Source organism: Microbacterium sp. UFMG61 (assembly GCF_015354505.1).
Classification (GTDB): Bacteria; Actinomycetota; Actinomycetes; order Actinomycetales; family Microbacteriaceae; genus Microbacterium.
The window spans coordinates 279,752-290,319 of the sequence record NZ_JACAFP010000007.1; the positions used below are offsets into that span (position 1 = coordinate 279,752).

At 68.3% G+C, this 10,568-nt stretch carries 10 protein-coding genes; 8 read left to right on the forward strand and 2 right to left on the reverse strand.

Translation table 11 applies throughout. The features are described from left to right. Positions 1-181 precede the first annotated feature (181 nt). Both IXW21_RS11030 and IXW21_RS11035 read left to right on the forward strand, forming a co-directional pair. A complete protein-coding gene (locus IXW21_RS11030; protein WP_194764298.1) occupies positions 182-2,482 on the forward strand; it encodes a helix-turn-helix transcriptional regulator in 2,301 nt (766 codons plus the stop codon). 74 nt (positions 2,483-2,556) lie between these two features. Further along, positions 2,557-2,781, forward strand: coding sequence for a hypothetical protein (locus IXW21_RS11035; protein WP_194764299.1), 225 nt, complete (start codon positions 2,557-2,559; stop codon positions 2,779-2,781). A gap of 16 nt (positions 2,782-2,797) precedes the next feature. Here the strand turns inward: IXW21_RS11035 and IXW21_RS11040 are convergent, their stop codons facing one another. Both IXW21_RS11040 and aztA read right to left on the reverse strand, forming a co-directional pair. Further along, a complete protein-coding gene (locus IXW21_RS11040) occupies positions 2,798-4,417 on the reverse strand; it encodes a DHA2 family efflux MFS transporter permease subunit (RefSeq protein WP_194764300.1) in 1,620 nt (539 codons plus the stop codon). 25 nt (positions 4,418-4,442) lie between these two features. Beyond that, complete coding sequence (gene aztA / locus IXW21_RS11045; RefSeq protein WP_228528394.1) at positions 4,443-5,105, reverse strand: zinc ABC transporter ATP-binding protein AztA; 663 nt, start codon at positions 5,103-5,105, stop codon at positions 4,443-4,445. A gap of 55 nt (positions 5,106-5,160) precedes the next feature. Between aztA and aztB the strand changes: the two genes are divergently transcribed. The 6 genes from aztB (at position 5,161) to IXW21_RS11075 (ending at position 10,556) form a co-directional block, all read left to right on the forward strand. Continuing rightward, on the forward strand, positions 5,161-6,027 hold the full coding sequence (gene aztB, locus IXW21_RS11050) for a zinc ABC transporter permease AztB (protein ID WP_416361096.1): 867 nt from the start codon (positions 5,161-5,163) through the stop codon (positions 6,025-6,027). A gap of 32 nt (positions 6,028-6,059) precedes the next feature. Beyond that, positions 6,060-7,325: an ABC transporter gene (locus IXW21_RS11055; RefSeq protein WP_323742226.1), complete on the forward strand. Its 1,266-nt coding sequence runs from the start codon at positions 6,060-6,062 to the stop codon at positions 7,323-7,325. A gap of 2 nt (positions 7,326-7,327) precedes the next feature. Further along, the gene (gene aztC / locus IXW21_RS11060; RefSeq protein WP_194764302.1) at positions 7,328-8,245 is read left to right on the forward strand and encodes a zinc ABC transporter substrate-binding protein AztC; all 918 of its coding nucleotides are present in this window, start codon (positions 7,328-7,330) and stop codon (positions 8,243-8,245) included. A 28-nt stretch (positions 8,246-8,273) separates the two neighbouring features. Next, positions 8,274-9,476: a zinc metallochaperone AztD gene (aztD, locus tag IXW21_RS11065; RefSeq protein WP_194764303.1), complete on the forward strand. Its 1,203-nt coding sequence runs from the start codon at positions 8,274-8,276 to the stop codon at positions 9,474-9,476. A 161-nt stretch (positions 9,477-9,637) separates the two neighbouring features. Then, positions 9,638-10,102, forward strand: coding sequence for a MarR family winged helix-turn-helix transcriptional regulator (locus IXW21_RS11070; protein WP_194764304.1), 465 nt, complete (start codon positions 9,638-9,640; stop codon positions 10,100-10,102). Positions 10,103-10,133: 31 nt separating this feature from the next. After that, positions 10,134-10,556, forward strand: a complete 423-nt coding sequence (locus IXW21_RS11075; RefSeq protein ID WP_194764305.1) for an organic hydroperoxide resistance protein — start codon at positions 10,134-10,136, stop codon at positions 10,554-10,556. The last annotated feature ends 12 nt before the right edge of the window (positions 10,557-10,568 follow it).

Here is a 10,568-nt window from a genome sequence, read left to right on the forward strand (position 1 = left end):
GGGGCATGCTGTGACCACGATCGATCAGCTACTGGGCGCGGAGCATTCAGCGGGCGACTTCCCTGCTCGAAGCATCCATCATCTCCGTAGGCCGAGACTCGACGAATCGCTCTCTCCGTTACGCCGCGGTGAGGCTCGCATCCTCACGATATGGAGCGCGGCGGGGTCCGGAAAAACCTCGTTGCTGACGGACTGGGCGCAGCAGCTCGAAGACGCGGGTCAGCGCGTCGCGTGGTTCCAGGGCGGTGAGTCGACAGACGTGGGCACGCCGATCCGCACGGACGAGTGGGTCTTCATCGACGACGCCCATCTCGTCGCTGCGGGCACGCTCAGTCGCGTGCTGGACGACGCCGTGCGCACGAGGCGACGGGTGATAGTGGCAGGCAGGTTCCAGCCGGTGCACAGCCTGTCATACCTGGCTGCCGCCGGAATCCTGGTTGAGGTACGCGGCGACGAACTCGCTTTCACTCCCGAAGAGGCCTCAGAACTTGCCCTGTTGCACGGAGTCGACCTCGATAGAGCGCCGTCGACCGCTCTGGTCGCGCGCACCGCAGGGTGGGCGACCGGGATCGCGATGGCGGTTCCGAGGCTGCTCCACGGTGACGTCGACGATCTGATCGGCCGGTTCGTCGCCGATTCCCGAGCCGTGGGCGACTTCCTCTCCGCGGAAGTGCTCGATCGCTGCAGCTACGACGAGGTCGAGATGCTCATCGCAGGCGCGGTGTCGGAGTTCATGCCGGGCGACCTTCTCGTCGAACTCACCGGCCGCGCGGATGCACAGGCGATCGCCGACTCATTCGCCTCAGAGAACTCCTTGCTGACCGTGCGCGACGGGCAGGTGTGTTTCCATCCCGTGCTGTTCGCGTTCCTTCAAGCCGAAGGGCGACGCCGGGACCCGGCCGCTCACCGCGACAGCCACGGGCGTGCCGCGCTCTGGTACGCGGCCAGGGAGAACTCCGTGGCCGCGCTCCGTCACGCCCTGCAGAGCGAGAGCCCCTCATTGATCCGGAGAATGGTCGAGCACTTCGCCCTCGACCTGGTGCTCAGTGGACACGGTGCGATCGTCGGTGAGGCTGTGCAGGCGCTCCCGCCAACCGCTGACACCCTGGGTGTGATCGTGGCGCGCCTGCTTCTGTTGATCCCGTTCTCGACGGATCCTCTGCGCTGGGTGAGGCTGATCGCGAACGCCAGACAGCAGGACCATCCTGGTTACCGCCTCACCGCGTGGCCGACCGCACTCGAAGCTGTCGAATGCTTCCCACCTGCTGATGTGTGCCGCACCGCAGAGCCGCCCGATCTTCGTGCCCCCCGTCATGCCGCGGCGCGGGCGAAGTCGCTGCCGCTGGACCTTCTCTGCACGCTCGCCGACGCGCAGATGCTGAGGTGCACAGGCGACGTCCGCGAGGCGATGGCCACCGCGGGGCGTGTGGTCGAATCAGCCGGCACAGCGGGGTACCAATGGCTGCAGCTGCACGGCGCCGAGCTCTACTCGAACTGCGCGATCGAGCTCGAGGAGTGGGAGAAGAGCTCGACGATGGAGGAGCGCGTGGCCGAGCGCGGCATCACGCTCGCTCCGGGCATGACCGATCCGGTGCGCGCCGCGGCCGTCATCATCCGCGCCAGCCGCGACTACCAGCAGGGCGAGCCGCTCCCCCGCGAGCTCGACGACGTCGTCTCCGCGCGCGGCGGAACAGACGACGCCATCGCCGTGCCCGCCCGGGTGCTCCAACTCCTCATGAGCCTCGATGCCGACCCCGACTCACTGGACTCCGCCGATGAGCTCGAGAGGATCCTGCGTGCGTCTGGCTCACGATTTCCGCGGCTGGTCGCGGCATCGTCTCTTCAGATCGTGGCGCTGCGCGCCGCGCAGGACGAACTCCCTCTCGCCCTGGCATTCGCAGACTTCGTCGAGGAGATGCTGGGCGGCGGCTGTCTCGAGCTTGCGAACCTCCAGTTCCTGCTTGATTCGCACTCCCCGGCGCGCGAGGCGGCGCTCACCCATGCGATCGCACGGGGTGCGCGCAGCTGGCATCCGAACGCCGTCGTGGGTGCATCTGTGCTGCTCGCAGAATCCGCACATGCCGCCGGCCGGGACCACGTCTGTCTCTCGCACCTCACGACTGCGCTCACGCAGGCGAAGCGATTTCGGACGGTGCGGCCGTTCCTCATGCGCGGCGCGATCGGAGCCCGGCTGACCGGTCTGTACGACGGCCGCTTCGGGCATCTCAACGCGCTCTCGTCCACGGTGGTGCGCCTGGCGAGAGTGATGCCGGCCGGGCCCGGCCTCACCGTGGCGCTCACCCCGAAAGAGCATGACATTCTCGTCGAGCTGCCGATCCATCAGAGCGTCGCCGACATCGCCGCCGGACAATACCTCAGTGTCAACACCGTGAAGACGCATCTGCGCAACATATATCTGAAGCTCGGCGCGACGGGTCGAAGCGAGGCTGTCAGACGCGCGACGGAACTCGGACTCCTCTGAGCAGGGTCTCTTCGCCCGCACAATCACCTCGGACGGGTGAAGCGCACCGAACACGCATCGATGACCATGGACGCATGGGGGCCGCGGACTCACACTTCATCAAGCACTACGAGATACGTCTGCCCTACGCGCGCTCCGACGCACTCGCCGCCGCCTTCCCCGAACTCGATGCCGTGCAGATCGATCGGAACACGACATTGCTCTCCGGACCGATCCGCGACCAGGCGGAACTGCATGGCCTGCTCATGCGCATTGCCGGCATGGGCCTCGAGATCACCGAAGTGCGCCAGAAGCCCTGATCCGAGAGTCACGTGCTCAGGCAGGTTGACCTGGGCCCGCGCCTTCGGGCGCTTCCGATCGTCTCCGGTCCACCCCTGTAGACCCCAAAGAGATCGTCGAGAGCAGCCCGAGGGACAGGAACCCGGCCGCCGTCCATGCGGCGAAGCGGGTGCCATCAGAGAACGCCGCCTTGGCGTCGTCGGCGATTTCGGCCATGTCGGGCTGAGCCTCGAGGCCGCTGATCGCCGCGCCCGCACTGTCGACGACCGACGACACGATCTGGTCCCGCTGCTCGACAGGCAGACCTCGAGCCTCGAGAGAGGACGACAGGATGCCGGCGGTGCTGGTGAAGAGAACGGTGCCGAGCACGGCGACGCCGAGCGCAGCACCCAGCTGCCGCGACGTGGACTGTGTTCCGGATGCCGCTCCGCTGTCCGCCACGGGGACGTCGGCGAGCACCACTCCGGTCAGCTGGGCGGTGGCCAGCCCGACGCCGAGGCCGTAGACGAAGAGGAACGGAATGAGCGGCACCCACGAGGCATCCGGTCCGATGACGAAGCCGACGCCCGCCACCCCGACGATCTCGGCGACGAGTCCGGCCCGCACGACCCACACCGGTGCGATCCTGCCGCTGGCCGCACCGGCTGCGCCGCTGGCGACGAACGATCCGATCGCGAGCGCGAGCAGCAGCAGACCGGTCTGCAGCGCATCGAAGCCGAGCACGAACTGCAGCCACAGCGGCAGAGCGAGGATGATGCCGAACTCGCCGAGCGACACCACGGTGGCCGCGATGTTGCCGTTGCGGAACGACGGGATCGAGAAGAGACGCAGCGCGAGCAGCGTCGACTTCCCTTGACGTCCGCGATGCACTCCCCAGGCGATGAAAGCGATCAGGGCGATCACCGCGAGTGCGAAGGCGATCGGGATGGGCGAGAGGTCGAACGGCCATGTCCAGCCGCCGATCGTGAGCCGCTCATCGACGAGCCACCACCCGTAGGTGCGGCCCTCGATCAGCCCGAACACGAGGCTGCCCATGGTGACGACGGAGAGGATGGCGCCGACCACATCGATCTTCGAGGTGCGGTCGCTGCGAGACTCGGCGACCGTGAGCAGCACACCGACGACGATGATGATCCCGAGCGGGATGTTGATGCCGAACGCCCACCGCCACGAGAACGCGGTCGTGAGCCATCCGCCGAGCAACGGACCGACTGCTGCCATCCCACCGATGGTCGAGCCCCACACCGCGAAGGCGATCCCCCGCTCGCGTCCGCGGAACGTCGCGTTGATGATCGACAGGGTGGTGGGCAGGATCATCGCACCGCCGACACCCTGGGCGAGGCGGGCGAGGATCAGCATCCCCCCGTCGGGAGCCGAGGCCGCGAGAACCGAAGACGCCGCGAACACGATGACGCCGATGACCATCACGCGGCGCCGTCCGAATCTGTCGGCGAGACTGCCGAAGACCAGCAGAAGTGCGGCGAACACCAGGGTGTACGACTCCTGAACCCACTGCACCTCGGTCGACGTGATGCCGAGGTCGTCGACGATAGCCGGGATCGCGACGTTCACGATCGTCGAGTCGACGATGATCAACGAGACCGCGATGCTGATGAAGACCAGGCCCGCCCAGCGCAGACGTTCGTATCGTTCCATGACTACTAGCTTAGCTAGCAAAAACTCAGGACGGGTCGAGTTCGGAGATGATCCGCCCCTCGCGCAGTCGGACGGTGCGATCGGCATCTCCGAGCAGCGCCGAATCGTGCGACACGCATGCGATCGCAACACCACGACTCACCTCCTCGCGCAGCACTGAGCGGATCCGCAGCGCGCTCTCGGCATCGAGCCCTGTCGTGGGTTCGTCGAGCAGGAGCAGGTCGGCACGCCGGGCCAGCCCCTGGGCGAGCAGCGCGCGCTGCTGCTGCCCGCCGGACAGCGCGGCGAACGGAGTGGCTGCGAGAGCCTCGATCCCCAGTCGCCTCATCGAACCCTCGATGAGCTCGCGCGCCTCGGCATCCACGCGACGCCACCAGCCGAGGCGCCCCCAGGCCCCCACGCTGACGACATCGCGCACCGTCACGGGGAGGCGCTCGGAGATGGCTGCACGCTGCGGAACGAATGCGATCGCCCCAGAGGTCGTTCGGTCCCCCCGCCGCTGCTCGCGCGTGCCCGCCACCACTTCGAGAAGGGTCGATTTTCCGGCGCCGTTCGGCCCCGCGATCACCGTCAGCACTCCCGCCGAGAGCTCGAGGTCGACACCGCAGAGCACATCACGCCCGTCGAAGGCGACGTGGATGTTCGACAGCCGGACGAGCGGTTCGATGGTCATGTTCGGCGGAGTCATGTCTCAAACATACGAGTTTGATAATCATTATCAAAAACGTCTAGGGTCGATGAACGTGACCTCCCCTCTCCCTCTCCTCGCCCCGTTCGCGCTCGATTTCGTGCAGCGCGGGCTGATCGGCGGCTCACTCGTCGCCGTCCTGTGCGGAGTCGTCGGCACCTGGGTGGTCATCCGCGGCATGGCGTTCCTCGGCGAGGCGCTTGCGCACGGCATGCTTCCCGGCGTCGCGCTCGCGACCGTATCGGGGCTCCCGGTGCTCGCCGGCGGCGCCCTCAGCGCGATCGCGATGAGCCTGGGAATCGGCGCCCTGCAACGCCGAGCCAAGCTCTCATACGACACCAGCATCGGGCTGCTCTTCGTCTCGATGCTGGCGCTCGGAGTCATCGTCATCTCGCATTCGGGGAGCTTCGCCACCGACGCCACGGCGATCCTGTTCGGTGACATCCTCGCGATCACCGAGAGCGACCTGATGCTGCTCGCCGCCGCCGCCGCCGTCGGTGTGATCGTGGCGACGATCTGCCACCGCTCCTTCGTCGCTCTCGCGCTCGACACCCGTATCGCCTCGGTGCTCGGACTCCGCCCGCGAGTCGCACAGGCCGCACTTGTGGGCCTGGTGACGCTCGCCGTCGTCGCGTCCTATCAGGCCGTCGGCTCGATGCTCGTCGTCGGGCTGCTCCTCGCACCGGCGGTCGCCGCCGGGCACTGGACCACGCGCATACCGAGCCGCATGCTCCTGGCATGCCTCTTCGGCATCGCGGCGGTCTTCTTCGGTCTTCTCGCCTCCTGGTACCTCGCCACGGCTGCCGGCGCATCCGTCGCCGCCGCGGCGATCCTGCTCGCGGGACTCTCATGGGCTGCCAGGTCCGCGCTGAACGGCATCCGACCGTCGGCCCATGCCGCTGTCCCCGCGCTGTCCCGCTGACTCCGCCACCATCCGCCACCCGAAAGGTCCCTGTGTCCACCCGCCACACCCCCGTCACCCCACGCGCCGCCCGCATGACGGCAGGCGCCGTCCTCGGCATCCTCACGGTGTCGCTCGCCGCCTGTGCGGGACAGCCGACTGCCGACCCGTCGGCGAGCCCGAGCGCAGATGCTACGGGCGCCGGCCACGGCGCGATCGCCGGAGCGGAGGAGGTGGCCGAGCCTCCGCTCGGTCTCACGACGATCGATCCCGACGGTCAGGTGACGCACCTCGATCTCCTCGACGAGAGCGTCACGGAGATCGGCGCGATCTCGGCACCGTCGGCGGTGGCGACGGACGGCCGCTACCTGTTCGCGGACAACGGCGACGGAATCGAGATCATCGACAGCGGTGTGTGGACGTGGGATCACGTGGATCACCTCCACTACTACCGCGCCGAGCCGACGCTGCTCGGCGCGGTCGACGGCGAGGGAGCGGCCACGATCGCCACCACGAACAGCTCGACCACGGGCGGCACGGGGATCTCGTTCGCGGGCTCCGGCGACGCGGTGCTGCTCGACACCGAGGCCCTGTCGAAAGGCGAGATCCGCGAGCTGTTCCGGTTCGAACGCGAACCGCACGAGGGTCTCGTCGTGCCGGTGGGATCCTTCGCGCTCGTGTCCGACACCGACGACGGAGCCGTGACGACGATCGCCGCCTACGCCTCCGACGGCGAAGAGACCGGCATCGAGCACCCCTGCACCGATCCCGCCGGAACCGTCACGACCCGCGTCGGCGCCGTGATCGGCTGTGACGACGGCGCGCTGCTCGCCCATGTCGACGGTGGCGAGCTGAGCATTGAGCGGATCCCGTTCCCCGACGGCGCAGCACCCTCGGCGATCTCGGCCTTCCACAACCGCGAGGGGCGACCCACCGTCGCGGCACTCGCCGGACCGACCGACATCCGTCTGCTCGACACCCGCGAGCGCGCGTGGACCCTGCTGACCGCTCCCGTTCCGCTGGTGCAGGTCACGGCCGTCGACGACGAGGGCGGGCATCTGCTCGCGCTGGCCCAGGACGGACGGATGCTGGTACTGAGCGCCGACGACGGGTCGCTGCTCGCCGAGACCGCGCCACTCGTCTCCGAGTCGCTCGCGGATGGCGCACCCCCGACGCTCATCGCCGACCAGCATCGCGCCTACCTCAGCGCACCGGCCGAGCGTCGGCTGTACGAGATCGACTACGCCGACGGGGCACGTATCGCACGCACCTTCGACACCGCCACCGAGCCGGCCTTCGTCGCCGAGACAGGACGCTGACCATGCGCCTCCCCCGCACCCTCGCCGCGGCGGCNGCGCNCGCAGCCGCCGCGGTCCCGCTGACCGCCTGTGCCCCGGTTGCAGACGACCGCCCACTTGTCGTGGTCTCCACGAACATCCTCGGCGACGTCGTCGACGAGATCGTCGGAGACCAGGCCCAGGTCATGACGCTCATGAAGCCGAACGCCGATCCGCACTCCTTCGAGATCTCCGCGCAGGAGGCGGCCACGCTGCGCGAGGCCGACCTCATCGTCTCGAACGGCCTCGGGCTCGAAGAGGGGCTCCAGCAGCATCTCGATGCGGCCGCCGCGACCGAGGTCCCGTCGTTCGTCGCCGGCGATGCCATCGAGGTCCTCGACTACAGCGCGGGCGATGCCGCCGGCATGCCGGACTCCCACTTCTGGACCGACCCGGCACGCATGGTCGACGTCGTCGATGCGCTCGCACCCGCTCTCCGCGCGATCGACGGGATCGACCCCACCGCGCTCGCGACGAGCGTGGAGGAGTATCGCACGGCACTCACACAGCTCGACGACGAGATGGCGACCGCATTCGCGAGCATCCCGGATTCTCGCCGCGCACTGGTCACCAACCACCATGTCTTCGGCTACCTCGCCGACCGCTTCGACTTCACGATCGTCGGAGCGGTGATCCCGGGCGGCACCACGCTCGCGGCGCCCTCGGCGTCCGACCTCGCCGACCTCGTCGACGCGGTCGAGCAGACGGGCGTCTCGGCGATCTTCGCCGAATCCTCGTCTCCCGACCGCCTCGTCCAGGCGCTGGCCGCAGAGGCCGATGTGCACGTCGAGGTGATCGAGCTCTTCACCGAGTCGCTGACCGAGAACGACGGCGGCGCTCCCGACTACCTGACCATGATGCGTGTCAACACCGAGCGCATCACAACCGGTCTCACGCAGTGAGACCTCCACATGAAGAAGGACACACAGTATGAAGAAATCCTCTTTCCGACGAGCCGCTTCGGGGGCCCTGGCGGTCGGAGCGATCGTCGCCCTCGCGTCATGCTCCACCTCGACCGGCGCCACCGCCCCGGCAGGCGAGGAGCCGACCGCGGACGCCGGGCCCCGGCTCGCCGTCTCCTATGAGGGGGGCATCCTCGTCCTCGACGGTGAGACGCTCGAGACCGTCGCCGACTTCGAGTCCGAGGAGTTCACCCGGCTGAACCCCGCCGGCGACGACCGCCACGTCATGGTGACGATGAGCGAGGGCTTCCAGGTGCTCGACACCGCAGCAGGCTCCGCGGACGACGCGGAGCTCACCGACTCGATCTTCGCTGCGGACACACCGGGACACGTCGTGCGTCACGGCGGCAAGACGATTCTCTACGCCGACGGCACGAGCGACACCACGATCTTCGACACCGCCGACCTCGCGGCTGCCGACGAGCTGCCCGAGACGCGCACGATCGACGGCGTCGACGCGCACCACGGGGTGTCGGTCCTGCTCGAGGACGGCACGTTCCTGACCACGGTCGGCAACGCCGACGGGCGCAACGGCATCGTCGTTCGCGACGCCGACGGTGTCGAGATCGCGGCATCCGACCAGTGCCCCGGTGTGCACGGCGAGGGCACGGCCGCGAACGAGGCTGTGGTCTTCGGCTGCGAGAACGGTGCTCTCCTCTACACCGACGGTGAGATCACCAAGCTCGACGCCCCCGACCAGCCCTACGGCCGCATGGGCAACGCGTGGGTCAGCGAGACCAGCCCGATCATCGTCGGCGACTACAAGAACGACGTGGATGCCGAGGGCTACCTGCTGAGCGCGGTGACTCTCATCGACACCGAGGCGAAGACCTACGACGTCGTCGACCTGCCCGAGGGCGTCGAGTACACGTTCCGCGATGTGGTCCGCGGACCGGAGGATCTCGCCTACATCCTCGCCTCGGACGGATCGATCCACGTGCTCGACCCCGAGACGGGTGACATCACCGAGAGCATCCCGGTCGTCGACGCGTGGGAGAGCCCGGCCGAGTGGCAGGATCCGCACCCCGCCATCGTCGTGGCAGGAAACATCGCTTACGTCACCGAGCCCGCGGCGAACAGCGTGCACGCCGTCGACCTGACCTCGGGCGAGGTGCTCGCCACCGCCGAGCTGGACGTCACTCCGAACGAACTCGCCCCCGCGGCGGGGTGACGACGTCGACGGAGTGATCCGTTCTCGGATGGAGGGTGGGAGCGTTCGCGCTCTCACCCTCTGTCTGTCATGACGGGGTGTCGGTCACCGCTCGGCGCGCGAAGTCTAGGAATCCCCTGAGTTAGATTGTGCACAATTTAATCGGGTGCAATACTTGGGGCATGGCCGTGACCGATGAGATGGTGTGCTTCTCGCTGTACTCCGCTGCCCGCGCGACGACGCAGGCGTACCGGTCCCTGCTCGCCCCCTGGGGACTCACCTATCCGCAGTACCTGGTCCTCGCGATCCTCTGGATCGAGGGCGATCAGACGATCGGATCTCTCGGCGAGGCCATGCAGCTCGACTCCGGCACCCTGTCTCCCCTGGTGCGCCGTCTCGAACAGGCCGGCTACGTGACCAGGACCCGCCGCGCCGACGATGAGCGTGTCGTCGTCGTCACCCTCACCGAGGCGGGCCGGATGCTGCGCACCGACGTCGCTCCCGTGCACGTGCGCGTCGCCGAGATCGCCGGCATGCGGGACGACGCCGACCGCCGCCGCCTGATCGCCGAATTGAAAGAGCTCACCGAACGACTTCAGCGCTCCGGTTCGAGCACCGCATCCGACTCCTCGCCCACCCCGCACTGACCACCACCCCCACCCGGAAGGAATCCACACCATGGATACTCTCTACACCGCCGAAGCACTCGCCACCGGAGCCGGCCGAAACGGCCGCGTCGCCACGAGCGAAGGCCGTCTCGACCTCGACCTCGCGATCCCGAAGGAGATGGGCGGCAGCGGCGACGGCGCCAACCCCGAGCAGCTCTTCGCCGCGGGGTACGCAGCCTGCTTCCACTCGGCCCTGCAGACGGTGGCCCGCACGCAGAAGGTGAAGATCGCCGACTCGTCCGTCGGGGCCCGCGTGCAGATCGGCTCGAACGGCGAAGGCGGATTCGGCCTCGCCGTGCAGCTCGAGGTCGTGATTCCCGAGATGCCGCATGAGCAGGCTCAGGCCCTCGCCGACGCAGCCCACCAGGTCTGCCCCTACTCCAACGCGACCCGGGGCAACATCGACGTCCAGATCACCGTCACCGACGACTGACCCCCCTCCGCC